This window comes from Sphingomonas anseongensis, from assembly GCF_023516495.1.
Classification (GTDB): Bacteria; Pseudomonadota; Alphaproteobacteria; order Sphingomonadales; family Sphingomonadaceae; genus Sphingomicrobium; species Sphingomicrobium anseongensis.
This window is the reverse complement of sequence record NZ_JAMGBC010000001.1, coordinates 462,355-486,707: the sequence shown is the minus strand read 5'-3', so window position 1 is coordinate 486,707 and position 24,353 is coordinate 462,355. Positions and strand designations below refer to the sequence as shown.

27 protein-coding genes and 4 tRNA genes are annotated in these 24,353 nt (G+C 64.1%); 5 read left to right on the top strand and 26 right to left on the bottom strand.

The annotated features are described in order from the left end of the window. Nucleotides 1-44 precede the first annotated feature (44 nt). A tRNA-Met gene (locus tag LZ519_RS02495) sits at nucleotides 45-121 on the bottom strand. 168 nt (nucleotides 122-289) lie between these two features. On the opposite strand from LZ519_RS02495, the gene LZ519_RS02490 reads away from it, so the two are divergent. Next, a complete protein-coding gene (locus LZ519_RS02490) occupies nucleotides 290-718 on the top strand; it encodes a DUF3775 domain-containing protein (protein WP_249867157.1) in 429 nt (142 codons plus the stop codon). Here the strand turns inward: LZ519_RS02490 and LZ519_RS02485 are convergent. From LZ519_RS02485 to LZ519_RS02475, 3 genes are read right to left on the bottom strand one after another with little or no spacing between them, the layout of a single operon-like run. Next, complete coding sequence (locus LZ519_RS02485) at nucleotides 715-1,215, bottom strand: 2'-5' RNA ligase family protein (RefSeq protein WP_249867156.1); 501 nt, start codon at nucleotides 1,213-1,215, stop codon at nucleotides 715-717. The genes LZ519_RS02490 and LZ519_RS02485 overlap by 4 nt on opposite strands. Continuing rightward, complete coding sequence (locus LZ519_RS02480; RefSeq protein WP_249867155.1) at nucleotides 1,200-1,766, bottom strand: PRC-barrel domain-containing protein; 567 nt, start codon at nucleotides 1,764-1,766, stop codon at nucleotides 1,200-1,202. The genes LZ519_RS02485 and LZ519_RS02480 overlap by 16 nt, the downstream gene beginning before the upstream one ends. Nucleotides 1,767-1,797: 31 nt before the next feature. Then, nucleotides 1,798-3,738, bottom strand: a complete 1,941-nt coding sequence (locus LZ519_RS02475) for a potassium transporter Kup (protein WP_249867154.1) — start codon at nucleotides 3,736-3,738, stop codon at nucleotides 1,798-1,800. A gap of 172 nt (nucleotides 3,739-3,910) precedes the next feature. Here LZ519_RS02475 and ald point away from each other — a divergent pair, with 172 nt between their 5' ends. After that, nucleotides 3,911-5,014 carry an alanine dehydrogenase gene (gene ald / locus LZ519_RS02470; RefSeq protein ID WP_249867153.1) on the top strand — a complete coding sequence of 368 codons (1,104 nt, stop codon included), beginning with the start codon at nucleotides 3,911-3,913 and terminating at the stop codon, nucleotides 5,012-5,014. Here the strand turns inward: ald and LZ519_RS11640 are convergent. The 9 genes from LZ519_RS11640 to LZ519_RS02430 form a co-directional block, all read right to left on the bottom strand. Next, entirely contained in the window at nucleotides 4,996-5,622 is a 627-nt protein-coding gene (locus tag LZ519_RS11640; protein WP_249867152.1) for a tetratricopeptide repeat protein, read from the bottom strand. The two genes, ald and LZ519_RS11640, sit on opposite strands and share 19 nt — an antisense overlap. Further along, complete coding sequence (locus tag LZ519_RS02460; RefSeq protein WP_249867151.1) at nucleotides 5,619-6,029, bottom strand: cytochrome c-type biogenesis protein; 411 nt, start codon at nucleotides 6,027-6,029, stop codon at nucleotides 5,619-5,621. Before LZ519_RS02460 ends, LZ519_RS11640 begins: the two co-directional genes overlap by 4 nt. After that, nucleotides 6,026-6,556 carry a DsbE family thiol:disulfide interchange protein gene (locus tag LZ519_RS02455; protein ID WP_249867150.1) on the bottom strand — a complete coding sequence of 177 codons (531 nt, stop codon included), beginning with the start codon at nucleotides 6,554-6,556 and terminating at the stop codon, nucleotides 6,026-6,028. The genes LZ519_RS02460 and LZ519_RS02455 overlap by 4 nt, the downstream gene beginning before the upstream one ends. Beyond that, nucleotides 6,553-8,454, bottom strand: coding sequence for a heme lyase CcmF/NrfE family subunit (locus LZ519_RS02450; protein ID WP_249867149.1), 1,902 nt, complete (start codon nucleotides 8,452-8,454; stop codon nucleotides 6,553-6,555). The genes LZ519_RS02455 and LZ519_RS02450 overlap by 4 nt, the downstream gene beginning before the upstream one ends. Next, nucleotides 8,451-8,900 carry a cytochrome c maturation protein CcmE gene (gene ccmE, locus LZ519_RS02445; RefSeq protein WP_249867148.1) on the bottom strand — a complete coding sequence of 150 codons (450 nt, stop codon included), beginning with the start codon at nucleotides 8,898-8,900 and terminating at the stop codon, nucleotides 8,451-8,453. Before ccmE ends, LZ519_RS02450 begins: the two co-directional genes overlap by 4 nt. Continuing rightward, on the bottom strand, nucleotides 8,890-9,024 hold the full coding sequence (locus LZ519_RS11530; RefSeq protein ID WP_283937274.1) for a hypothetical protein: 135 nt from the start codon (nucleotides 9,022-9,024) through the stop codon (nucleotides 8,890-8,892). The genes ccmE and LZ519_RS11530 overlap by 11 nt, the downstream gene beginning before the upstream one ends. Continuing rightward, nucleotides 9,021-9,737: a heme ABC transporter permease CcmC gene (gene ccmC, locus LZ519_RS02440; RefSeq protein ID WP_249867147.1), complete on the bottom strand. Its 717-nt coding sequence runs from the start codon at nucleotides 9,735-9,737 to the stop codon at nucleotides 9,021-9,023. Before ccmC ends, LZ519_RS11530 begins: the two co-directional genes overlap by 4 nt. Before the next feature lie 10 nt (nucleotides 9,738-9,747). Beyond that, nucleotides 9,748-10,797: a Glu/Leu/Phe/Val family dehydrogenase gene (locus tag LZ519_RS02435; RefSeq protein WP_249867146.1), complete on the bottom strand. Its 1,050-nt coding sequence runs from the start codon at nucleotides 10,795-10,797 to the stop codon at nucleotides 9,748-9,750. 34 nt (nucleotides 10,798-10,831) lie between these two features. After that, nucleotides 10,832-10,908, bottom strand: a tRNA-His gene (locus LZ519_RS02430). Nucleotides 10,909-11,425: 517 nt separating this feature from the next. Between LZ519_RS02430 and LZ519_RS02425 the strand changes: the two genes are divergently transcribed. Continuing rightward, on the top strand, nucleotides 11,426-11,965 hold the full coding sequence (locus LZ519_RS02425; protein WP_249867145.1) for a Crp/Fnr family transcriptional regulator: 540 nt from the start codon (nucleotides 11,426-11,428) through the stop codon (nucleotides 11,963-11,965). A gap of 79 nt (nucleotides 11,966-12,044) precedes the next feature. Here LZ519_RS02425 and LZ519_RS02420 read toward each other — a convergent pair. The 3 genes from LZ519_RS02420 to lon all read right to left on the bottom strand — a co-directional run bounded on the left by LZ519_RS02420 (nucleotide 12,045) and on the right by lon (nucleotide 14,956). Then, nucleotides 12,045-12,119, bottom strand: a tRNA-Val gene (locus LZ519_RS02420). 57 nt (nucleotides 12,120-12,176) lie between these two features. Then, nucleotides 12,177-12,449 (bottom strand): HU family DNA-binding protein, encoded by a 273-nt coding sequence (locus LZ519_RS02415; protein ID WP_249867144.1) that lies wholly within the window; start codon nucleotides 12,447-12,449, stop codon nucleotides 12,177-12,179. 107 nt (nucleotides 12,450-12,556) lie between these two features. After that, on the bottom strand, nucleotides 12,557-14,956 hold the full coding sequence (gene lon / locus LZ519_RS02410) for an endopeptidase La (protein ID WP_249867143.1): 2,400 nt from the start codon (nucleotides 14,954-14,956) through the stop codon (nucleotides 12,557-12,559). An 86-nt stretch (nucleotides 14,957-15,042) separates the two neighbouring features. Between lon and LZ519_RS02405 the strand changes: the two genes are divergently transcribed. Continuing rightward, a complete protein-coding gene (locus LZ519_RS02405; RefSeq protein WP_249867142.1) occupies nucleotides 15,043-15,255 on the top strand; it encodes a hypothetical protein in 213 nt (70 codons plus the stop codon). Here the strand turns inward: LZ519_RS02405 and LZ519_RS02400 are convergent, their stop codons facing one another. The 9 genes from LZ519_RS02400 to LZ519_RS02360 form a co-directional block, all read right to left on the bottom strand. Continuing rightward, the gene (locus LZ519_RS02400; protein WP_249867141.1) at nucleotides 15,256-15,774 is read right to left on the bottom strand and encodes a hypothetical protein; all 519 of its coding nucleotides are present in this window, start codon (nucleotides 15,772-15,774) and stop codon (nucleotides 15,256-15,258) included. Continuing rightward, a complete protein-coding gene (gene clpX / locus LZ519_RS02395; RefSeq protein WP_249867140.1) occupies nucleotides 15,771-17,036 on the bottom strand; it encodes an ATP-dependent Clp protease ATP-binding subunit ClpX in 1,266 nt (421 codons plus the stop codon). The genes LZ519_RS02400 and clpX overlap by 4 nt, the downstream gene beginning before the upstream one ends. Before the next feature lie 169 nt (nucleotides 17,037-17,205). Continuing rightward, nucleotides 17,206-18,216 (bottom strand): inorganic phosphate transporter, encoded by a 1,011-nt coding sequence (locus LZ519_RS02390; RefSeq protein WP_249867139.1) that lies wholly within the window; start codon nucleotides 18,214-18,216, stop codon nucleotides 17,206-17,208. A 3-nt stretch (nucleotides 18,217-18,219) separates the two neighbouring features. Further along, a complete protein-coding gene (locus LZ519_RS02385) occupies nucleotides 18,220-18,864 on the bottom strand; it encodes a DUF47 domain-containing protein (protein WP_249867138.1) in 645 nt (214 codons plus the stop codon). A gap of 91 nt (nucleotides 18,865-18,955) precedes the next feature. Continuing rightward, a complete protein-coding gene (locus tag LZ519_RS02380; protein ID WP_249867137.1) occupies nucleotides 18,956-19,609 on the bottom strand; it encodes an ATP-dependent Clp protease proteolytic subunit in 654 nt (217 codons plus the stop codon). Nucleotides 19,610-19,707: 98 nt separating this feature from the next. Further along, nucleotides 19,708-20,655: a glycosyltransferase family 2 protein gene (locus LZ519_RS02375; protein ID WP_249867136.1), complete on the bottom strand. Its 948-nt coding sequence runs from the start codon at nucleotides 20,653-20,655 to the stop codon at nucleotides 19,708-19,710. 64 nt (nucleotides 20,656-20,719) lie between these two features. Next, complete coding sequence (locus LZ519_RS02370; RefSeq protein WP_249867135.1) at nucleotides 20,720-21,652, bottom strand: cupin domain-containing protein; 933 nt, start codon at nucleotides 21,650-21,652, stop codon at nucleotides 20,720-20,722. A gap of 7 nt (nucleotides 21,653-21,659) precedes the next feature. After that, on the bottom strand, nucleotides 21,660-23,258 hold the full coding sequence (gene tig, locus LZ519_RS02365) for a trigger factor (RefSeq protein WP_249868838.1): 1,599 nt from the start codon (nucleotides 23,256-23,258) through the stop codon (nucleotides 21,660-21,662). Nucleotides 23,259-23,342: 84 nt separating this feature from the next. After that, nucleotides 23,343-23,427: transfer RNA gene (locus LZ519_RS02360), tRNA-Leu, on the bottom strand. Nucleotides 23,428-23,532: 105 nt separating this feature from the next. Between LZ519_RS02360 and LZ519_RS02355 the strand changes: the two genes are divergently transcribed. Beyond that, complete coding sequence (locus LZ519_RS02355) at nucleotides 23,533-23,727, top strand: hypothetical protein (RefSeq protein ID WP_249867134.1); 195 nt, start codon at nucleotides 23,533-23,535, stop codon at nucleotides 23,725-23,727. Between the two features lie 5 nt (nucleotides 23,728-23,732). Here LZ519_RS02355 and LZ519_RS02350 read toward each other — a convergent pair whose 3' ends face one another. Then, complete coding sequence (locus LZ519_RS02350; RefSeq protein ID WP_249867133.1) at nucleotides 23,733-24,353, bottom strand: hypothetical protein; 621 nt, start codon at nucleotides 24,351-24,353, stop codon at nucleotides 23,733-23,735.

Here is a 24,353-nt window from a genome sequence, read left to right as displayed (position 1 = left end):
CTTCGATTTCGCTGCCCCAGTCGCCGAGGCAGCCGCGCGTGGAATGGTAGCGGAGGAGGGACTTGAACCCCCGACACGCGGATTATGATTCCGCTGCTCTAACCAGCTGAGCTACTCCGCCCCAAGCCAAGGCCCCTCCCCGTCGGAAGCGGCATATCATGGAAGCAGCGCCCGAAGGCGGGCGCGGGCGGCGATATAAGAGCGGCGAGTCCCCCGGTCAACGAACGACGAATGAGTAGGAACCGCTTACGGCTGCTGTCGTTGAGCGGATCAGGACGAGAGGCTTTTCATGGACCCTGCAACACCGCTCGAAACGCTTTGCCGCATCGTCCTCAGGGCGCGCGAATATGAAGCGCAGACCCCAAGCGACTATGACGCCGACGAATCCGCCGACAATGTCGACGACGAGGACGAAGGATCGCTGTCGGTACTCGACGATTCGATCAACGACAGCGTCGAGGAGGAGCTTCGAGCCATCCTCGACGACCTCGGCGAAGACCAGCTCACCGAGGTTCTGGCATTCTGCTGGGTCGGCTCCGGCAATTACGAGGCGTCGGACTGGGACGAAGCGCTACAGGAAGCGCAGGAGATGCACGACGACGGCGGAAGCGAGGCGGTCATCGACGAGCTTCTTGAAATGCCGATGCTTCCGTCGGTCCTGGAGGCGGGGCTGGCGGCATTCGAGCTAAGCTGCGACGGAGTCGGCGAGCTCAGCTAGCGAAATTTCCACGCGGCGACGTCTTCCCACTTGCCGTCCACATATCGGACCAGGCGAAGCCCGGCGATCGCGATCGGCCGCGGCTCGAACCCTTCCCTGAGCTGCTTAAGAAGCGTCCGCGCCAGCTTCGGATCGACCTTGTTCTGGATGGTGATGTGCGCAGTCCAGGGGCCCGAGTCCTGCGAGGTGAGAAGCCCGTGGAAGTCTGCGGCCAGTTGGTCGCGGATCGCTTCGAGCTCGGGCGAGTGGACCCGAAGCGCGACTCCGCTGTCGAGATCCATCGCTCCGCTGATCACTGCCTGCGGAGCCGGCTCCGAACCGGCTCTTGCAAGGCTCCGGCGAACCTCGCCTTCGACCGACGGCGGTAGGGCTCGAAACAAGGTCAGGTGAGCAGGCACTCGGTTGCGCTCGGGTGGGTAGTGTCGACGACGGAGCGCATCGAGCCACGCGAAATCGCTCTTGCCGAGCTCCGCCAGGATGATCAGCGCGCCGGCCAACGATCCGGCTCGAGCTCTTCCAGATGCCGAAGCTGGCCGACCTCCATCGATGTCTGCACCCGGTCGTCCGCAACGTGACATCCCTGCCACGGCAGGCGTCTCAAGGTCTCCCCCACGCCGCCCACCCCGCCTTCCGACACGACCACGTAGGCGAGCCTTCCTGTGAGGCATCCCGCCATCGCGTCGACGCAACGCCCGATGTCCGTCCCGTCCCTGGCGAGCACCTGTCCTTTCGTGAGTGCCGACACCGGGAAGAGGTTTTCGCCCGACCTGTGATGGCTCTGCTCCGCGGCAGCTTCGCCTCCTCGCTCGATTCGCGCCTGCCGCCCGAGCCAGCGCCAGATCCCGAACAGGTTCAGCAGGGTCAGCAGGACATTCTGCCACAGGAGGTTCGGCTGGCCCGTCGCGAGGCCGAGCGCCGCCCAGCCAATGGACCCGACAGTGAAGACGATGAATCCGAACCCGGTGATACGCGATCCGAGGTTGGAGGCGACGATCAGCGCCGCAATCGTCGTTGCGATCGGGGCGATGTAGGAGGCGATCTGTTCCATTTCGCGCAAACAAGCGAGCGCGGGCGCCGGTTCAAATCTCGAGCTGGCTTCCAAGCTCGACGACCCGGTTGGTCGGAAGCTTGAAGAATTCCATCGCGCTTTCGGCGTTTCGAAGCATCCAGGCGAACAGCTTTTCGCGCCAGATCGCCATCCCGGGCCGTGCAGACGCGAGCAGGGTCTGGCGTGCCAGGAAGAAGCTGGTGTCCATCATCTTGCACGACGGGCCGACCCCTTTGACCTTGGCGAGCGCCGCGGGGACGTCGATTTCCTCCATGAAGCCGTAGCGGAGCACGATCCGGTAGAAGCCCGAACCGTAGTCCTTGACCGTGCAGCGCTTCTCGCTTTGGACGAAGGGCACATCCTCGATCCTTACGGTCAGCAGGAACACCCGTTCGTGGAGAACCTTGTTGTGCTTGAGGTTGTGGAGCAGCGCGTGCGGGACTCCGTCGGACGTGCTGGTCATGAACACCGCGGTGCCGGGCACGCGAGCAGCGCTCGGAGCCGCCGACTTTATGAAGATTTCCATTGGAAGGGTCGCCTCGTTCATCCGGGCGATCATCAGCTGACGGCCCTTCGCCCAGGTTGTCAGCAAGGTGAAGGCGATCCCGCCGACAAGGAGCGGGAACCAGCCGCCAGCGGGAATCTTCGTGAGGTTCGAGCTGAAATAGCCAAGGTCGACCGTGATGAAGATCGCGAGCAGCGCTGCGATGACAATCCGGTTCCAGTTCCACATGGTGATGAGCACGACCGCGATGAGCACGGTGTCGATCGCCATCGCGCCGGTCACTGCGATTCCATAGGCCGCCGCCAGGTTCGACGAGCTCTGGAACGTGACCACCAGCAGCAAAACCATGATCATCAGGGCCCAATTCACGACCGGAATATAGATTTGGCCGGCGGCGCTTTCGCTGGTGTGGGTGATCCTCAGCCGCGGGACGAAACCAAGTTGGACCGCCTGCTGCGTGACGGAGAAAGCGCCCGATATCACCGCCTGGCTGGCGATAATCGTGGCCGCGGTCGCCATCAGCACCAGCGGCAAGCGAAAAGCCTCCGAAGCAAGATAGAAAAACGGGTCTTTCACCGCCGTCGCGACTTCGCCCGGCGGCAAGCTCAGCAACATCGCGCCCTGTCCCATATAATTGAGCAGGAGCGCGGGCAGAACGAAGTACAACCACGCAATCTTGATCGGCCGCCGCCCGAAATGCCCCATGTCCGCGTAGAGCGCTTCGGCGCCGGTGAGCGCGAGCACGACCGACCCCATGGCAAGGAAGGCGCGCATGGGCTCCTCGAAAAAGAAGCTCGCGGCATTGAGCGGATTGATCATCGCAAGGATGACCTGCGGGCGGTCAACGATATGGATCAGGCCGAGGACGGCCAGCGTGGCAAAATAGAGGAGCATCACCGGGCCGAACAGCGCGCCGACGCGCGCAGTCCCGCGAGACTGGATTGCGAAGAGGCCTACCAGGATCCCGAGCGCGATCGGAACGACGAAGGGCTGCAGGCCAGCGTTGACGGTCGTCAGGCCTTCGACCGCGGAGAGCACCGAGATCGCCGGCGTGATCATGCTGTCGCCGTAGAAAAGAGCCGTTGCGAACACGCCGAGCATGACGATGCCGCTGGCCCACCTTTTCTTTCCGCCCATCGACCGGTTGATCAGCGCCAGCAAGGCGAGGCTGCCGCCTTCCCCCTTGTTGTCGGCGCGCATGATGATCGTGACATATTTCAGCGTAACCACGATCATCATCGACCAGAAGATCATCGAAAGCACAGCGTGGATGTGAAACTGGTCAGGCGACAGCGAGTGATGGCCCGCGAAAGTCTCCCGGAAGGAATAGATTGGCGACGTTCCGATGTCGCCGAAGACGATCCCCACGGCGCCGATCGCCAGCTTGTAGAGCGGGCCGTGCGCGTGCGTTCGCGGATCGTGGTCGAGCGTCACCTGCTCGGCGGCGCCGGTCTCGGTAATGCTCATGCTTGGCTGATCATTCCAGGCTGTTCGCGAACGCGCACTCTATTTGCCCCGGTGCCATTGCGGCAGGCGCGGGGGACTAGCACCCGCCCTGCATGGCTGCAATCGCTGCTTACAAGCGCGGAAAAGCCCGTCTATAGGCGCGGCACGGGGACATCATTGGAGCGAATGAACGATGCGGATCGGCGTGCCGAAGGAAATCAAGAATAACGAGTTTCGAGTCGGCATGACTCCCTCTTCGGTCGCCGAACTCGTTGCTGCTGGTCATGAGCTTTTCGTCGAGACTCGCGCCGGCGACGGCATCGACTGCCCCGATTCCGCCTACAAGAAGGCCGGAGCGACGATCCTCCCCAATCCGGAGGAAGTGTTCAAAGCCAGCGACATGATCGTGAAGGTCAAGGAACCGCAGGCGTCGGAGATTGCGCTCCTCGAGCCGCGGCACATCCTTTTCACCTACCTTCACCTGGCGGCCGACAAGCCGCAGACGCTGGGGCTGATGAAGTCAGGCGCGACCTGCATCGCCTATGAAACCGTGACCTCCAACAACGGATCGCTGCCGCTGCTGAAGCCCATGAGCGAAGTCGCTGGACGGATGTCGGTCCAGGTCGGCGCCCATTATCTGGAAAAGGAGCAAGGCGGCCGCGGAATCCTGCTCGGCGGGGTTCCGGGCGTGTCGCCCGCGACCGTCGCAATCCTGGGCGGCGGAGTTGCCGGTGTGAACGCCGCACAGATGGCCGTCGGGATGCGCGCCGACGTAACCATCTACGACATCAACATGGAACGCCTGGCCGAACTGGACATGTTCTTTTCCAGCCAGATCAAGACGGCCTATGCGTCGCGCGCAGCGATCGCGAGTGCGGTCGAGAAGGCCGAACTGGTCATCGGCGCCGTCCTCGTTCCCGGAGCCGCTGCCCCGAAGCTCGTCACTCGCGACATGCTCAAGACGATGAAGCGCGGCTCCGTCCTCGTCGACATCGCAATCGATCAGGGCGGCTGCTTCGAAACGAGCCATGCGACCACCCATGCCGACCCGGTCTACGAGATCGACGGAGTGATCCATTATTGCGTCGCGAACATGCCGGGAGCAGTTGCCCGGACCTCCGCTTTCGCGCTCAACAACGTCACTCTTCCCTACGTGCTGAAGATCGCCAAGCTCGGCGCCGAGGAAGCGATGCGCCGCGACCCGCACCTCGCTAACGGTCTCAACGTGTCAGGCGGAAAGGTTCGGCACCAGGCCGTCGCCGAGGCGCTCGATCTGGCCTACGAACCCGTCGGCTGACGTGGCGGCGGCGCATTAAGCGCCGCGATCGCATCCTCGACCAGCGGGCGCCAGTCGGCGTCGGCGGGTGCTGAAGCCAGGATTTCCTTCCACATCGCAAGCGCGGTATCGCGGTTGCCCGAACGCGCGAGCGCCAACCCCGCGAAGAAGGGCGGAGCGGGATGGCCGGGCGCCAGCTCGGCCGCTCGCCGATACGCATATTCGCTTGCGGGGGTCATCGTTCTGGCGTGATCGACCAGCGCGTTGCCGAGCCCAATCCACAGCTGCGGATTGCCGGGATATTTCCCGACGGCATTCTGAAGGACGCCGACCGCGTCCTCGGTGTCGCCAGCACTGGCCAGCGCCTCGGACATGCTCAGCCAGCTTTCCTCGCCCGTGAAATGACCGAAAAATGCGTGGCGGATGTCGCGCAGGGGAAGAGCAGGTTCGACGGACGCCGCTTCCCGCGGCGAGCCGGCTACGAAAGGATGGCCCTGGAGCGCATAGCCGGCACAGCCGAACAGTAACGCGGCCGCGGAAAGTTGCAGAAGTGCGCCCCTGACACGCAGCAGCCACAGTCCCGCCACCGCGACGGCGAACAGAAGCGCGAGGATGATCCAGCCGTTCACGACCCTTTCCTCGCCCGCAGCCGGGTTCGTGCGAGCAGCGCCCCGCCCGCGAGGAGCACGAGCGGCGCCAGCCACAACGGCCAGGTGATCGGCTTCCCGGTCGGTCGGAAGGTGATCCAGTCACCGTACCGCTGGATCAGCCAGGCGCGGATCGCCGAGGGCTTCTCGCCGGCAGCGATCCTCCGGCGGACCATGTCGCGCATGTCGGCGGCCAGGTCCGCGTCGGAATCGGCGATCGACTCCCCCTGGCAAACCAGGCAGCGGATTTCCTCCATCAGCGCCTTTGCCTCCGCCTCCTGGCGCGCGTCGGGCAGCTGCCGGTTCGCCCAGTATGACGGCGGAAGCGAGGAATCGGCGAACGCCGGTGCCGCGACGATTAGCGCGAGGAAGATCGCGAACCGCTTCACCGCGCGTTCCTCACCGCCTCGAGCAATGCGGGCACGTCATCGGGCTCGATAGGGCCGATATGCTGCAGCCGGATGATTCCGCGACCGTCGACGACGAACGTCTCAGGAACGCCTGACGAGCCGAAGCTGAGCTGCACCCTGCTTTGGCTGTCGGCACCGATCCGCTCGAATGGATTGCCGTTCTCGTCGAGGAAGCGAGCGAGATCGTCGGTCCTGTCACGAACGGCGATCCCCACGATGGGAACGCCTTGCTGCTTGAGCTCGGTCAACACCGGAGCCTCGCCGATGCACGGCACGCACCAGCTCGCGAAGAAGTTGACCAGCTTGGGCCGTCCGTCGGCAAGATTGGCGGACGACAGTGCTTCGGTTCCCGCGAGTGCGGCCGGAAGCGTGAAGCCGGGCACCGCCTTGCCGATCATCTCCGACTCAACGGTCGTGTCCGGCGGGTGGCTGAGCCGCCAGACGAGCGATGCGACGACCAGCACAAACAATGCCACAGGAGCGAAGCGGAGCCATTTGCGCTTCATGCATCCCGCTCCTTCCGCCAGCCGCGCCACGCGCGCCCGACCAAGGCCAGTGCGCCGCCGAGCGCGATCAGCGCTCCTCCGAACCAGATCAACGTGACGAGCGGCTTCCACCACAGGCGAAGCTGCCAGCGACCGTCCTCGGCGGGCCTGCCGAGCACAGTGTAGAGCTGCCCCGACATCACGGTCTCGATTGCTGCCTCCGTCGTTTCGGTCGGCGGGTCGGTGTAGAAGCGCGACTGCGGCCTGAGCACCGAAACGCCATCGCCCTTCGACGCTCGAAGCTCCGCCTGGAGCGCGGTCCAGTTCGAGCCCGCGGCCGGAATGACCGACTCGAACTGGATGAGCCACGGACCGATCGCGACCTGTTCCCCGGGCCGGGCCGCGGTCAGCATCTCCTTGGTCAGAAGCGTGCTTCCCGCCATTCCGGCGATGGAAACGGCGACGCCGAAATGCGCGACGACCATTCCCCAGGTCGATAGCGGCGTTCGCCTCAGCTTGCGCCCGATCAACGGAAGGAAAGCGGCAACGGCAAGCATCGCCGCGACTCCCAGCCCAATCTTGGCGAGCAGGCTTCCACCGCTGGAAAGCACCACGGCGATGACCACGACGGTGACACCCACGAGCGCCGGCACTGCGAGGCGCTTCAGCCGCTCACCGGAGTCCCGGCGCCAGTTGAGTAGCGGGCCAGCGCCCACGAGGGTTGCGAGAAGCAGCGCGAGCGGGCCTGCCACGGAATCGAAATAAGGCGCGCCAACCGACAATTTGTCGCCGGTCGCGGCTTCGACGAACAAAGGGTACAAAGTGCCGACGAAGACGACGCCGAGGATGACGGTCAGCAGGAGGTTGTTCCCGACCAAGGCTGCCTCGCGGCTCATCAGCTCGAATGGAGGCCCTTCGGCCAGCTTGCCCGAGCGCGCGGCGAACAGGACGAAGGCCGCGCCGACGTAGAGACCAAGCAGCGCCAGCAGGAACGTCCCCCGGGTCGGGTCTACCGCAAAGGCGTGGACCGAGGTCAGGATTCCGGAACGCACCAGGAAGGTGCCGACCATCGACATCGAAAAGGCGATCATCGCCAGCATCACCGTCCAGGCACGAAGCGAATCCCGCGCGGCGAGAACGTTGACGGAATGAAGCAGTGCGGTTGCGGCCAGCCACGGCATCAGCGACGCATTCTCGACAGGGTCCCAGAACCACCAGCCGCCCCAGCCGAGCTCGTAATAGGCCCAGTAGCTTCCCGCCGTGATCCCCAGTGTCAGGAAGATCCACGCGCCCAGGACCCACGGCCGCATCGCCTTGGCAAGCGCGGAATCGACGCGGCCGGTGAGAAGTGCTCCGACGGCAAGGCTGAACGCCACCGACAGCCCGACATAGCCGAGGTAGAGCGTCGGTGGATGGAATACGAGGCCGGGATCCTGGAGTAGCGGGTTGAGGCCCCTGCCCTCCAGCGCCGGCGGGTTGAGCCGGGCGAACGGGTTCGACGACAGGAGCAGGAATGTGAAGAACCCGAGCGCAAGCGCTGCCTGCGCGCCAAGCGCGGCGGTCAGCGTCCGCTCCTCCATTCGTCTCGAGAAGACCGCGAGCGCCGCTCCGGCAACCCCGAGGATCGTCACCCACAGAAGCATCGACCCTTCGTGGTTTCCCCAGGCGCCCGCGAGCTTGTAAAGCCAGGGCTTGGCGCTGTGGCTGTTCTCCGCGACCAAAAGGACCGACAGGTCCGTTCGCTCGAACACGACCATGAGCATCGCCATCGCGAAGAGAGTCAGCGCGCCTTCGCTGATTGCGACCGACCGCACCGCGCTGGTGGTCCGTAGCGCCGCCGGACCGAATGCGAGAAGCAGCTGAAGGAGCGCCAGCCCTGCGGCCAGCCACAATGCGGCGAGCCCCGCCTCGGCGATCACTTCTCCACCGTCTTCGCGGCCTTGTGCTCCGCTGCCTGGTTGCCAAGCTCGGGCGGCATGTAGCGCTCGTCATGCTTGGCAAGGATATTGTCGGCAACGAAGGTGCCGTCACTCGACAGCTGCCCCTCGGCGACGGCTCCGCTTCCTTCTCGGAACAGGTCCGGCGCGATCCCCCGGAAGGTCACTGGAACCCGGCCCTGTCCATCGCCCATGGTGAAGCGGATCGTCACCCCGTCGGGCAGGCGCTGGATGGAGCCGGTTTCGACCATTCCTCCGATCCTGATTGACTGCCCCACGGCCGCCTTGCCGCTGGCGACTTCGGCGGGGGTATAGAAATAGGCGGCGCGATCCCTCAGCCCCCACATGGCGAGAAGCACCGCCGCGGCCACAGCGACGAGCGCAATGACGATCAGGACCAGCCGCTGGTGTTTGGGCCTAAAGATCATTGCCGCGAAGCTTGTCGGCTTCCGCTTCGGCGCGGACCATGCGGATGTAAGACAATAAAAGCAGCCCGGCCGTGGCTCCCAGCATCACGACATAAGCTGCGATCACGAAGGGCCAGGGGTTCATTCTGCTGCCGCCCTTCTGAGCCGCGCTTCGACCTTCGCGCGGGCGAGCTCGGCGCGCATCCGCATCAGCACCGCAGCAGCGAACAGGCAGGTGAAGCCTACGAAGGTCAGCGACAGCGGCCACAGGATCGAATTGTCGATGGTGGATCCGGATATCCCGATGCTCTGCCCCTGGTGGAGCGTGCGCCACCAAAGCACCGAATAATGGATGATGGGCAGGTTAATCGCCCCGACGAGGCCGAAGATCGCGGTGATGCGCCCTTCCCCGCTCCGCTCGTTCTCGGCGGCGGCAAGGGCGATGTAGCCGAGGTAGAGGAAGAACAGCACGAGCATGGACGTTAGCCGGCCGTCCCATTCCCACCAGGTACCCCAGGTTGGACGGCCCCAGATGGATCCGGTCATCAGGCAGGCTGCAGTGAAGGTCGCCCCGCAAGGCGCGACCGCCCGCCCCGCGACCGCGGCAAGCGGGTGCCTCCAGACAAGCTGGCTGACCGCGGCGGCCGCGATGCCCGCCCAGCCGGCCATGCCCAGCCAGGCAGCGGGGACGTGGACGTACATGATCCGCACCGTCTCGCCTTGCAGATAGTCCGGCGGAGCGATGGCGAGGCCGCCGATGACTCCGGCGGTCGCTAACGCCAGGCCGATGGCGAGCAGCCAGCCGGTCGCAGGCCGGGCCAGGCGAAGGAAACGCGCCGGATTGGCGAGCGCGTGCATGGGTTCCGGTTCAGCCTCTGCCGATCAGGCGCTGCGCCATCGCGTCCGCGACTGCAGCGGGATCACGGCCGGTTTCGGCGCTTTCCGCCCAGATCTGCTCCAGCCGCGTCGGAATGCCGCTGATTCGCTCGCGAACCAGAGCGGCGTCGCCGTCGCCCAGATACTCGGTGCAGACGTTAATGATCCCGCCCGCGTTGATCACGTAATCGGGCGCGTAGAGAATGCCCCGGTCGTTGAGGCGCGCTCCATCCGCGGCAGTGGCAAGCTGGTTGTTCGCTCCGCCGGCAACGATGCCGGTGTTGAGCCTGGCGATGCTTTCTTCGGTCAGGATCGCTCCCAGCGCACAGGGACTGACGACGTCCGCATCGAGGAAGAGCACTTCATCGGTGCCCACGACGGTGCCGCCGGTCTGGTCGGCGAGCTTCTTCGCCTTCGCTTGGTCGACGTCCGCGATCGACAGCTTCGCCCCTTCGGCAGCAGCGTGCATCGCAACGCCGCTGGCGACGCTGCCGGCGCCCTGCAGCGCGATGCGCAGCCCGTCGACGCTGTCCTTGCCGAGCCCCCGCTTCACCGCCGCCTTCAGTCCGAGGAAGACGCCAAGCGACGTATGCGGGCCGGGATCTCCGCCAACGTCGCCGCGATCGTTGGGAAGACCCGCGACGAACTTCGTCTGCCGGCTTACCTCGACCATGTCGGTGACGCTCATTCCGACGTCTTCGGCGGTGATGTAGCGGCCGCACAGGCGATCGACCGCCTTGCCGAACGCGGCGAGGAGTTCCGGCGACTTGTGCCGATCCGGCGAGGCGAGGATCACCGACTTGCCACCGCCGAGCGGAAGCCCCGCCATCGCATTCTTGTAGCTCATCCCCCGCGACAGCCTCAGCGCATCGGTCAGCGCCTGCGCGGCATCCTCATAATGCCAGAAGCGCGCTCCGCCGGCCGCCGGGCCAAGATGGGTGGAGTGAATGATGATAATCGCTCGAAGCCCGTGCTCCGGCTCGTCCACGAAATGCACAACCTCGTGAGCGTCGAAATCGGGGTAGCCCCAGGGCGTGTTCATTTCTTTCCGGACATCCGTTCAATCGAAGTGAAAGTGGGGCGATCGAGGGGACTTGAACCCCCGACCCCTGGTACCACAAACCAGTGCTCTAACCAGCTGAGCTACGATCGCCATGACGCGCCTTGGGAAGCGTCCCCAAACCGCGCGCGCTCCTTAGGGTTGGCCGCCCCTGAACGCAACCCGAACCAAGGGCGAAACAGGGTGGCGAACGCTATGCCGGCGGCCCTTTTGGCGATGTCCGGTTTCCGGCACGGACAAGCGCGCACTAATGTCCCGGCAGTTTCCTTGACCTATACTAAAGATAGTGCCCGCAACTGGCTTCGGAAAAGGAAAAACCAGTCCTGAACAGCTAAAACGGCGGCCTTAGTCTGAATTACTTACCCAGAGCAGGTGTTTCTCCTTGCGCGCAACAACAGTACGGCTCATGTTGTACGAGGGAGAACTGCAAATGCTGACGAGTCGCCGGCCACGCTCAGCCGCGTCTCCGCGCGCGACTCTAAAAGAGACGCTGGTCGCTGCGGGCCTAGAGCCGCGCATTGCTGCGATGCTTGAAGCGATGCCGCACAGGGTCGTGCACGTAGACCCTCGACGGCCGTTTCGCGAAAGCGGAACTCTTCGCGACGAAGTAATGTTCGTTCGCACTGGGATCCTTGCTAAATACAAGACAGAGGGCTCCGGCCGTCGGCAGATCGTCGCTCTTCGGTTTCCGGGCGAAGGCATCCTCCCGCGCGACGGGAATGCAAGCTACGGGATCCAGGGCATCGTACGAAGCGAAGTGATGGTCGGAAGCGCCAGCGACTTCAACGCACTGGTCGAGAAAAACCCCACGCTCCAGTCCTTCTTCTGGCGCCTGATCCAGCGCAACGAAGCGATCGGCTACGAATGGCTGGTCAATTGCGGGCGTCGCGATTCCGTTGCCCGCGTTGCTCACCTGCTCTGCGAGACCGCGGTTCGAAGCGGGGTCGATATCGAGAGTGAGATGATGCTCAACCCCTTCACGCAGCAGCAGATCGCCGACATCACCGGCCAGACCTCGGTCAACGTGAACCGGGTGTTCGCCGACCTCGAGCGCCAGGGGCTGATCGAGCGGGCAGGCCGCGAGATTGCCTTCCGCGACTGGCGTGAGCTTCGGCGGATCGCCAGCTTCCAGCCCGCCTACCTGGAGTAAGCGTCACGGCAGCGAGTCCGGAGGACTCGTAAGCACGGCGCTCCGCCGTACGGCGTTCGGAGCAGTTCGACCGTCGAGATGGTGGGCGCGGTAGGGATTGAACCTACGACCCCACCCGTGTGAAGGGTGTGCTCTACCACTGAGCTACGCGCCCGCGCCTTTGCGGGAAGGAGCGCGGATATAGTCCGCCCGTCCCGCCTGTCCAGCACCGCTATTGAACGGCGTCCTTGAGCACCTTGCCGGGACGGAACTTCGGTTGCGAGGTCGCCTTGATCTGCATCGGTTCGCCAGTGCGCGGGTTCCTGCCCGTTGAGGCCTTGCGTCGGGTGACGGAGAAATTGCCGAAACCGACCAGCCTGACCTCGTCGCCGCGCTTCAGCGCGGAGGTGATCACCTCGAGCATCGTCTCGACCGCCCGGGCCGCATCGCTGCGGCTGAATCCTGCGCGGTCGGCGACATGGCCGATCAATTCCTGCTTGTTCATTCGCTCGCCGCTCCCCGTACTCTAGCGCAAGACTCGCGCAATCAACTGTCGTGACTAAAGGCGCGGTTGCGCGCCTAAGTCAAAGGCCTTCCGGTCCGCAAAGCGTCCTAGTGTCGGACAGCCGGCTCCCCGCCAGCTTCTCCCGGCGGGATCGGCGGCTCCGCGGCATGTTCGTCGGGGTCCGTCCATTCGATGGGCCGCATCGGCTCCGTCATCGCGTGGTGAAGCACCTCGTCGACATGGTTGACGATGACGATGTTGAGGCTTTCCTTCACCGAGTCCGGAATCTCCGCCAAGTCCTTTTCGTTCTCGCCGGGGATAAGTACCGTCTTGATTCCGCCGCGAAGAGCCGCGAGCAGCTTTTCCTTCAGCCCGCCGATCGGCAGCACCCGCCCGCGAAGCGTAACTTCTCCGGTCATCGCGACGTCGCGCCGAACGGGAATTCCGGTCAGCGTGGAAATCATCGCAGTGACCATGCCCACTCCGGCGGACGGGCCGTCCTTGGGAACAGCGCCTTCGGGCAAGTGGACGTGGATGTCCTTCTTGCCGAACAGGCTCGGCTTCACGCCGAACGAGGGCGAGCGCGCCTTCACAAAGCTCATCGCCGCCTGGACCGATTCCTGCATCACTTCACCGAGCTTGCCGGTTGTCTTGATCTGGCCCTTGCCGGGAACCGTGACCGCTTCGATGGTCAGAAGCTCGCCCCCGACTTCGGTCCACGCCAGCCCGGTGACGGCGCCGATCTGGTCCTCCTCCTCTCCCATTCCGTAGCGGTAGCGACGAACCCCGAGGAATTCGGACACGTTGGAAGCGCTCAGCTCGACCTTGTCGGCCTTGCCTTCGAGGATCTTGCGAAGCGTCTTGCGGGCAATCTTGGCTAGCTCACGCTCGAGCGTCCGGACGCCGGCCTCCCGCGTGTAGTGCTGGATGATCGCCCGGAGCCCCTCGTCGGCGAAGACCAGCTCGCCAGGCTTCACTCCGTGGGCTTCCATCTGCTTGGGTATCAAGTGGCGCTTAGCGATCTCCACCTTCTCGGCCTCGGTGTAGCCCTCCAGCCGGATGATCTCCATCCGGTCCATCAGCGGCTGGGGCATGTCGAGCGAGTTGGCGGTCGTGACGAACATCACGTCTGACAAGTCGTAGTCCAGCTCGAGATAATGGTCCTGGAAGCGCGCATTCTGCTCCGGATCGAGGACTTCGAGCAGTGCCGACGCCGGATCGCCGCGGAAATCCTGGCCAAGCTTGTCGATCTCGTCGAGCAGGAACAACGGGTTGGACGTCCCTGCCTTCTTGATGTTGGCGATGATCTTGCCCGGAAGCGAGCCGATGTAGGTCCTGCGGTGCCCGCGGATCTCGGCTTCGTCGCGGACTCCGCCGAGCGACTGGCGAACGAACTCGCGGCCGGTTGCCCGGGCGATGGACCGTCCCAGTGAGGTCTTGCCGACGCCCGGGGGTCCTACGAGGCACAAGATCGGCCCCTTGAGCTTGTTGGTGCGCGCCTGGACCGCGAGATATTCGACAATCCGCTCCTTCACCTTCTCGAGACCGTAATGGTCCTCGTCGAGGATCTGCTGGGCTTCGGCGATGTCCTTCTTCACCCGGGACTTCTTGCCCCACGGAAGGCCCAGCAGGACGTCAAGATAGTTGCGGGCGACCGTCGCCTCGGCCGACATCGGTGCCATCGCCCTCAGCTTCTTCAGCTCGGCGTTGGCTCGCGCCTTGGCTTCCTTGGAAAGCTTGGTCTTGCGGATCTTGGCGGCAAGCTCGGCGAGCTCGTCGCCGCCCTCTTCGCCCTCGTTGCCGAGCTCGCGCTGGATCGCCTTCAACTGCTCGTTCAGATAATATTCGCGCTGGGTCTTCTCCATCTGGCGCTTGACCCGGCTCCGTATCTTCTTCTCGACCTGGAGAACGCCGAGCTCGCCTTCCATGAAGGCAAACACCATCTCCAGCCGGCGCGCGGGAGCAAGCTCGCCCAGGACAGCCTGCTTGTCTGCCACCTTGATCGACAGGTTCGAAGCAACGGCATCGGCGAGGATGGACGGATCCTCGATCTCGGCAAGCTGGATTCCGGTTTCCGGAGGAAGCCGCTTGTTGAGCTTGGCGTAATTGTCGAACTGCTCGACGACCGAGCGCATCAGCGCCTGGACTTCGGGTCCGTCGACAGTCTGGTCCTCGATTTCCTCGATCTCTGCGGCGACGAAGCCGTCGCGCTCGACCAAGTCGACGAGCCTGGCGCGCCTGGCGCCTTCGACTAGCACCCGGACAGTGCCGTCGGGCAGCTTGAGAAGCTGCATCGCGGTCGCGACCACACCCAAGTCATAGAGGTCGTCGCGGCCGGGATCGTCCTCGGCCGGGTCGAGCTGGGCGACGAGGAACAGCTCCTTGTCGGCGGCCATCGCCGCCTCGAGCGCGGTTACGGATTTCTCGCGGCCGACGAACAGCGGGACGATCCGCTGGGGGAAAACGACGATATCACGAAGTGGGAGAAGCGGGAGGAAGCGAGTCATGGCGCCTATATGGGCGGGGCTCGGCTGCTTCGCAACGCGCTGGAACAAGTCACGCGATGGCGCGCTGACCGAGGAGGAGCAAAGCCATGGACGAGCGAGAGAAAATCACGCCCGGAACCAATGACCGGTCGGTTGACGAAACGATCGCCGGAACTGGCCCGGGGATTCCGGACGACAGCCTGGCGCCGAGCGAGGATGAGCTTCCCGAGCCACCGAGTGACGATGACGTCGAGCGGATCAGGGAAAAGCTCGGCGCATCTAAAGCGGAAGAGGACACGCTTCCGCTGGAAGGCGAATAGCTAGCTGCGGGCTCCGTAAGCGACCAGTAGCGCCGGGATCAGGTTCTGGAGCGCGTGGACGCACATCGGGATTAGGAAGGCCAGCAGCAGCGACCGGCGCTGCCAGGCGACGAACAAGATCGAGAAGACCAGGAACGGCCACCAGATCACCAGCCCCCACATGGGCGCGACCATAGAATGGGCGATTCCCCAGCCGAGGGCGCTGGCGATGATTGCCGCTGCGGGGGGAACGAACCTCAGCAGGACCAGAAGCACGCTGCCCATGATCAGGGTCTCGACCACCGGTGAAAAGAGTACGAGCGCGAAGATCGCGGCGAGGCCATTGACGTGGAATTGCGGCTGCTCGGCCTGGGGAAGGATCAGCGCACCCAGGGCCGCGAAGGCCATGCTGATTGGGAAGGCCGTCAGCCAGCCGGTAGCGATCGCCCGAAACGGCCGCTGCGGAACGCGGAGCGCGTAGGGAAGGAAACGCAGGGGAGTTCCAGCGCCCACGGCCCGGGCGCTGACGTCATGCCTCACGCGGCGTCGCCGGTCTTACCTTTCTTCGCATAGACCCGCACCGGGTCCTTGCGGCCTTCGACGACGTCCTTGTCGATATGGACCTCGTCGACGCCGTCCATCGACGGCAGGTCGAACATCGTGTCGAGCAGGATGCCCTCGAGGATCGAGCGGAGCCCCCGAGCGCCGGTCTTGCGGTCGATGGCCTTGCGGGCGACTGCGCCGAGCGCATCGTCGCTGAACGCCAGCTCCACGTCCTCCATGTCGAACAGCTTATGATATTGCTTCACCAGCGCGTTCTTCGGCTCGACCAGGATCTTGATGAGCGCGTCCTCGTCGAGGTCGAGCAGGGTCGCGATCACCGGCAGTCGCCCGATGAATTCGGGGATGAGCCCGAACTTGAGCAGGTCCTCCGGCTCGCAATGCTGCAGGATCTCGCCCGTCTTGCGCTCGTCCGGGGCGGCGACATGGGCGCCGAAGCCCATCGACTTGCCTTCCATCCGGTCGGAGATGATCTTTTCGAGACCCGCGAAGGCGCCGCCGCAGATGAACAGGATGTTCGTCGTGTCGACTTGCAGGAATTCCTGCTGCGGATGCTTGCGGCCGCCCTGCGGAGGAACCGATGCGGTGGTACCCTCCATCAGCTTCAGGAGCGCCTGCTGCACGCCCTCGCCCGAAACGTCGCGAGTGATCGACGGATTGTCCGACTTGCGGCTGATCTTGTCGATTTCGTCGATGTAGACGATCCCGCGCTGCGCCTTCTCGACATTATAGTCGGATGCCTGGAGCAGCTTGAGGATGATGTTCTCGACGTCCTCGCCGACATAGCCGGCTTCGGTGAGCGTGGTCGCGTCAGCCATTGTGAACGGAACATCAAGAATGCGCGCAAGCGTCTGTGCAAGAAGCGTTTTTCCGCAACCGGTCGGCCCGATGAGGAGGATGTTCGACTTGGCGAGCTCGACCTCCGCACCAGGCTTGGCGCCGTGGTTGAGCCGCTTGTAATGGTTGTGGACGGCGACCGAGAGGACCCGCTTCGCGCGGTCCTGCCCGATCACATAGTCGTCGAGGACCTTGCAGATCTCCAGCGGCGTCGGAACCCCGTCGCGCGTCTTGACCAGCGCGGACTTGGTTTCCTCGCGGATGATGTCGTTGCACAGCTCGACGCATTCGTCGCAGATGAAGACGGTCGGGCCGGCAATGAGCTTGCGGACCTCGTGCTGCGACTTCCCGCAGAAGGAGCAGTAAAGGGTGCTCTTACCGTCGCTGCCCGATAGTTTCGTCATCTAAGTCCTTGCGCCCTTTGCTTCACGGTACCCGGAGGTCTCGCACCGGCCACGCTAGCCGGATTTATACAACGCGCAAGCTTGGGCTTCGGTTAACGCGGCGCCCGCCTGTGCCATTTCGGTAACTGATATGGAGCGCTGGGGAGCGGCTAACAACCCCGCAGGGAGCCTAAAAGAGTCGTGTTAGCAAATAGAAAGCAGCGCCAACCGCAGCCGAGGCGGGGATGGTGATGACCCAGGCGACAGCGACGTTCTGAGCCACGCCCCAACGGACCGACGACGCCCGGCGCGCAGCGCCCGCGCCGATCACGCAGCCGGTAATCGTATGGGTTGTCGAAACGGGGATTCCTAGCCAGGAAGCACCGAAGAGGATGACCGATCCACCAGCAGAGGCGCTGAAGCCCTGGTGCTGGGAAAGCTTGGTAATCCGCGTTCCCATCGTCTCGATGATCCGCCAGCCGCCCGAAAGGGTCCCGAGGCCCATGGCCGCGTAGCAGCACAAGGCCACCCAGTTCGGAACATGGAAGGTTTCCATGTGGCCAGTCGAGTAGAGAAGAACGGCGATGATTCCCATCGTCTTCTGCGCGTCGTTGAGGCCGTGCCCGAGCGAGTAAGCGCCCGCTGAAACCAGGTGGAGCGCGCGGAAGGTCCGCTCCGCGCCGCGAGCGGTCGCCTTTACGCCCAGCCAGCTGGTGAGCATCATGATCAGCATCGTCAGCATCAGGCCCAGCATCGGCGAGAGCACGATTGCGATCAGCGTCTTGTTGAGCCCCGTCCACTGGATTCCGTCGATGCCCGCATGCGCAACTCCGGCGCCGATGAGGCCACCCACCAGGGCATGGCTGGATGAGGACGGAATGCCCTTGAGCCAGGTGACGATGTTCCAGAACATGGCCCCGATCAACGCGCCGAAGACCACTGCGGGCGTGACGAGGTCCTTGTCGATCAGGCCCTTGCCGATCGTGTCCGCGACCTTGTGAAGCTCCGGCCAGCGGAGCGCGAGGAAATAGGCGGCAAAGTTGAAAAAGGCCGCGAAGCCCACGGCGGCGAGCGGACTCAGCAGGCGCGTGGCAACGACGGTCGCGATCGAATTGGCGGCGTCGTGGAGCCCGTTGAGGAAATCGAAGGCTAGAGCGACCCCGATAAGACCGATCAGCAGCGGAAGCGCCAGTTCGTGCATTGATCAGCTATGATCGATGACGATGCCGTCGATCTCGTTCGCGACGTCCTCGAAGGCGTCCGTCACCCGCTCGAGATTCTTGAACACCTCGCGGTTGATCGCAAAATGCATGGAGCTGCTTTTCGAATATTCTTGGAACGCCGCCTTTAGGCCGATCGCGTGAATCTCGTCCGCCTGGCCCTCCAACTCCACGAGCCTGGCGGTGAGCTCATGCAGTTGCTTGCCGTTGCGGGCCACGTTGCGAAGTAGCGGGATAGCTTGAGACGTCACAGCGGCCGCCTCGACGATGAGGTCGACGATCTGCTTCATCTCCGGCCTCAGCTGGTGAAGATCATAGAGGTCGATTGCCCGGGCAGCAGCGAGCATCTCGTCGATCGCGTCGTCCATCGCGGCGATGAGGTCGGTGATGGCGCCGCGGTCGAAGGGCGTCAGGAACGTGAGCCGGACCTCGTGGAGCACCTGGCGGATGATATCGTCCGCCTCATGCTCATGGTCTTGGATCCGCTGCAGCAATTCCTGCGGCGTGCCACCGTCCTGGGACAGGTCGCGAAGGGCGTTCGCCGCTTCCACCAGAGTCTTCGAATGCGCCTCGAACAAGCCGAAGAAGTCGCCCTTCTTCGGCAAGAGCCGCTGAAACCAGCCGAACATCCATTCCCCTGTCGTCAGACTAGCTGAGCCGCGGCCTCAATGGCAGGGTTTGCAGGGGCCGCCAAGCAAAACAGCAGCAGCACTCCGGCGATCAGGTGGGTGTGACCTCGCCCGCGCCCGTTCCCGCATCTTCCCCGCTCTCGGGGCGCTTCTCGAACAGCTCATCGATGATGCCGAATTCCTTGGCTTCATCGGCTTCCATGAACTTGTCGCGGTCCATCGCCTTCTCGATCGCCTCGATCGGTTGGCCCGTGTATTTGGCGTAGAGCGAGTTGAGACGGCTGCGCATCCGCAGGATCTCGCGCGCCTGGATCTCGATGTCCGCGGCCATGCCCTGAGCGCCGCCCGACGGCTGGTGCACCATGATCCGGCTGTTCGCCAGCGCGACCCGCATGCCCGGCTCACCGGCGGCCAGCAGGAAGCTTCCCATTGAAGCGGCCTGGCCGATGCAGACCGTGCCGATCTTCGGCCGGATGTACTGCATGGTGTCGTGGATAGCGAGGCCGGCGGTCACCACGCCGCCCGGCGAGTTGATGTACATGAAGATGTCCTTCTTCGGGTTCTCGGACTCGAGGAAGAGCAGCTGGGCGGTGACGAGGCTGGCCATGTGGTCCTCGATCGCGCCGGTGATGAAGACGATCCTCTCGCGAAGCAGCCGGGAGTAGATGTCGAAGCTGCGCTCGCCCCGGTTGGATTGCTCGATGACGATCGGAACGAGCTGCGAGACGATGTCCTGGTGATCCATGGTTCGGAAGAATCCTCAACTGAAGTGCTAGCGCGCCTACATCGGGCGGAAGCCGCGAAGGTTCAAGCCGCTCCCGAAAAAGCGAGAGCAGGCAGGCGCTAAGACTGCTTGGGCGCCGGCGGAGCCTGGAGCGAAAGATAGGCCAGGCGGCGCATTTCACGCCGGCCGCGAGTCACGGTGTCGAGGATCAGCCCGGCGAAGAAGCAGAGCACCGCGACGATCACCATTCCGGTCACGAGGATCGCCGTCGGAACTCGCGGAACGAGGTGCGTATCGAGGTAAGTGATGACCAGCGGAATGGAGAGCAGCAGCGCGGCGACGAGCAGCAGCACCGCTACCGTCCCGTAGAACAGCACCGGACGCTCCACTCGGTAGAGCGTTCCGATCGTCTTCAGGATCCGCCAGCCGTCGCCAAAGGTCGACAGCTTGGATTCGGATCCTTCGGGGCGTGCGAGATAGCGGGTTTCAACCTCGCCGACGGGCATCCGGAGCTCCAGCGCGTGGACGCTCATCTCGGTTTCGATCTCGAAGCCTGACGAGAGAACCGGGAAGCTCTTCACGAAGCGACGCGAGAACACTCGGTAGCCGGAGAAGATGTCGTTGAAGCTTCGCCCGAACAGTCCGGCGAGAAGGCCCGTAAAGAGCCGGTTTCCGAGGACATGGCCGCCCCGGTAAGCCTCCTTCTCCTCGTGCTTGCGGGTGCCGACGACCATGTCGAGTTGCTCGGCAAGAAGCATCGCGACCATGTCGGGCGCAGCCTTGGGGTCGTAGGTGAGGTCGCCGTCGGCCATCACGTAAACGTCGGCATCGATGTCGGCGAACATGCGGCGGACGACGTGGCCCTTGCCCTGCTGGCCTTCGGACCGGACGATCGCGCCAGCTTTCGCGGCAATCGCCTTGGTGCGGTCGCTGCTGTTATTGTCGTACACATAGACCGCCGCGCCGGGCAGAGCAGCGCGGAAGCCCTTCACCGTGGCGGCAATCGTCGCTTCCTCGTTGTAGCACGGGATTAGCACAGCAATGGTCGGGCTGTTCGGGCTGGCCAACTCTTCCCCCTAGGCATCGGCAACAGGCGTATAGAGGCGATGCCCCAGCCGCCGCCAGCAGCTTTTACGCGAGCCTGGCCGTGGCCACATGAAGCATCCGGAAATCGCCCGACGGCTCAGCGAGCGTCCATTGCTCCTCGGGCGGTATCACAAGTGCATCGGCCGGTCCGAGGCGATGCTTTCCCCGGAAATCGAGCGTGGCGGTACCCTCGAGGACGAAGCCGAAGACCAGTTCTCCTGCATGCGCAGGGAAGTTGAGCGGTTCCCGATTGCCATGGATCGTTCGCACCTGCGCGATTCCGCCGGTCGCTTCAGCAACCGCCGTTTCCCGCGCTTTTCCAGTGAGGAAAGGCGACAATGGCGTCTGGCTTGCGCGATGGTGCAGGAATCTCTGCCCGGAGAAATCGCGATCTCTATCAACACGAGCGTTGGGCAAGGTCATGCCGTGATCGGCGAAGGTCGGATGAAGAGCCGGACATCCGATCTCGACGACTTCGAAACCCGGTGAATTCTCAAGCACGCGATGGCGGATTTCAGGGGGCTGGAGAGCGACATCCCCGCTCTCGATCACAAACGGCTCGCCTTGATCTTCGTAAACCACCCGGGCCCATCCACGCGCGACGTAGATCATCTGGAACCGGACCTGGTGGTAGTGAACCCAATCGGAAACCGGCCCGCCGTCGGGAATGCTGATATGGGAGGCGATGTAGCGGCCGCCGAGCCGGCCCGGGATGAGATCGCGGTAGAGCATCCCGGCCCTCCCCTCGCCCCATCCCCCAATCACGCGAGAAACAACGAACTCGGGGGCGAATGGCGGCAGGTCCAGCGGTAGAGCCTCGCCGACTCCCGTGGTCAGGCGGACCTGCGCACCGTCCCTGGAAAGGACAGCCGTGTGCGGGTCGTCGGCCGGATAGATGACGTCCAGCCGGTAGCCTTCGCCTTTCAGCCGATCGATTTCAGGGCCGAGCTCAGCGCAGACGAGCTCGATCTGGGCCACTAACGGCTTAGCCCTTCTTCTTGGGCGCAGCCTTCTTTGCAGGCGCCTTGGTTTCAGCCTTCTTGGCCGCCGCCTTGTTCGATGGCTCGCTCTTCAGCGGCTTTGCCGGCTTGGGCTTTTCGGTCTTTTCAGGCGTCAGCTTGGCCTTGGCCGGAGCAGGTTCTGCCTTGGCCTTGGTGGGCTTCTTCGCCTCAGCCTTGGGTCCCGCCTTCGCCCCGCCCTTCTTGGCCTTCGGCTCGGCATGGTCGTGCCCGCAACCGGGGCCGTGGACATGGCCTTCCTCGCTCTCGAGGTCCGCTTCAAGCTCTTCGCGGCTGGCCTTTCGCTCCGTGATGTCTGCCTTGCCAAACAGGAAGTCGACGACCTTCTCTTCATACAGCGGCGCCCGAAGCTGGGCGGCTGCGCTCGGCTCCTGCTGGATGTACTGGATGAAGCGCTCGCGATCCTTGCCTTCATATTGCGAGGCAGCCTGGACGATCAGCCGGTTCATCTCCGTGTCGGTGATGTCGATGCCATTGGCGGCGCCGATCTCCGACAGCAGTAGGCCCAGCCGGACGCGCCGTTCGGCGATCCGCCGGTAATCCTCCGATTCGCGTTCGATTTCGGCGAGCGCGGCCTTCGGGTCGGCCTCGTGGCTGGCCTCATGCCGCAGCTGCTGCATGATGTTCTGGAACTCGGCGTCGACCATCGACTGCGGGACGTCGAACTTCGCGCGTTCGGAGAGCTGGTCGAGAAGCCGCCGCTTCATGTGCGTGCGGGTCAGGCCGTTCAGTTCCTGGCTCTGCTGGTCGCCGAGGATTTCCTTGAGCTTGTCCAAGCTGTCGAGACCGAGCGACTTGGCGAAGTCATCGTCCGCCTTGGCCTCTGTCGCGACCTTCACCTGCTTCACGGTAACGTCGAAGACCGCGTCCTTCCCCTTCAGGTTCGCCGCCTGATAATCGGCGGGGAACTTGACCTTCACTTCGCGGCTGTCGCCGGCCTTGGCTCCGATCAGCTGTTCTTCGAAGCCGGGGATCAGCTGGCCCGACCCGATCTCGACCGACATGTCCTCGCCCTTGCCCCCCTCGAACGGAGTGCCGCCGAGCTTTCCTTCGAAATCCATGACGACCAGGTCGCCGGTCTCCGCATTCTTGCCCTTGGGTGCGTCCTTCCAGCTCTTGTTCGACTGGACGAGCCGCTCGAGCTGCTCGTTGACCGCTTTCTCGTCGGGCTCGACGATCAGCCGCTCGAGCTTGATCCCGTTGATGTCGGGAGTGGGGATTTCCGGAAGCGCCTCCAGCCGCACCTTCACTTCGGCGTCCTTGCCGGGTTCATAGCCTTCGTTGAGTTCGACCTCCGGCTGCATCGCCGGACGAAGCTTCTTGTCCTGCAGGAGCTTCTGGACCCCGTCCTGCACCGCTCCGCTCAGAGCGTCGCGCTGAATGCTGTCGCCGTGCATCTTCCTGATCAGGTTCGGCGGCACCTTGCCGGGGCGGAAGCCGGGCATCCGCACCTGCGGGGCGAGGCGCTTGATCTCCTGGTCGACGCGAGCGTCGATGTCCTTGGCCGGGATGGTCAGCATGAAGGCGCGCTTCAGGCCCTCGCTCTCGGTCTCGACGGTCTTGATGGTCACGATCTCAAAATCCTCAATCTATCCGGGGTCGCTCGATGGCCATGCTCGGCTGTCCCCCGGACTGCCTGTGCGTGACCATGGTGCGCGCGGAGGGACTCGAACCCCCACGTCTTGCGACACTGGAACCTAAATCCAGCGCGTCTACCAATTCCGCCACGCGCGCGGACGCTTCCGAAGGTGGCGGGCCTATAGCAAGGCTGGTGGTCGGGGCAAGCGCGGTCCGCCCGTCATCGCCTTGCAACCAGCGGGCAATCGGCCGCGTTACCCTGTGAGGAGACAAAACATCGCCCAGCAACCGCAAGATCCGCAGGTCCCGCCCGAGACTCCGCCGCCGCCCGCCCAGCCGGTTCAGCCGACCGCGCCGCCGGCGGAAAGCCCGCCGGTCGCGCCCGACATCGACGTCCCCGCTCCCGCTCAACCGTCCAACCCGCCCGGGCCGACTCCTGCGCAGCCGACCGGCTGAAGCCTCTATTTCAGGCGTGCCGAGGCGACCATCGCCTCGAAATCCCTGAGCTCGTCCGGGAAATAGTGTGACCGGGCGGCGTCGAGCATGATCAGGTACAGGCGGCCGTTAATGACCGCGCCGACCGCTCGGCCCTTGCGCCACAACTCGTCGCTGTCGAGATGCTCGTAATCGAGCTGGAAGCCCGGATAGGCCATGAACTGCCGTGGCTGCAGCGAGAGCGTCCTGAAATCCACGGCCCCGCCACGGACGCGATAGGCGCTCTCGAGCATCGCAGCGATCTCGGGCGCCGTCATGTCGGAATGAAACTTGGGCACCTGCTGCGCATCGCGCGAATCGGTCCGGATCAGGCGCTTGGTATCGGGAAGGCCGCTGATGAAGGTGAGGTCGTCTAGGAACGGGCCGTTGAGCGTCCAGTCCTCGACCCAGCGGACGTCGTCGAAGAAGAATCGACGCTGCCGGTTCCAGGGCCGCGGAGGAGTGACCGCCATCGATCCGTCGCCGACGCTGACGCTGTGCGGCCGGACGAGGGAATAATAACTGCCGAAGCTTCCGCCGCCCGCGCCGCTGCAGGCGGTCAGCGCGAGTGCCAACGAAGCAGCTGCGAGCTTGATTGCGCGGTTCAT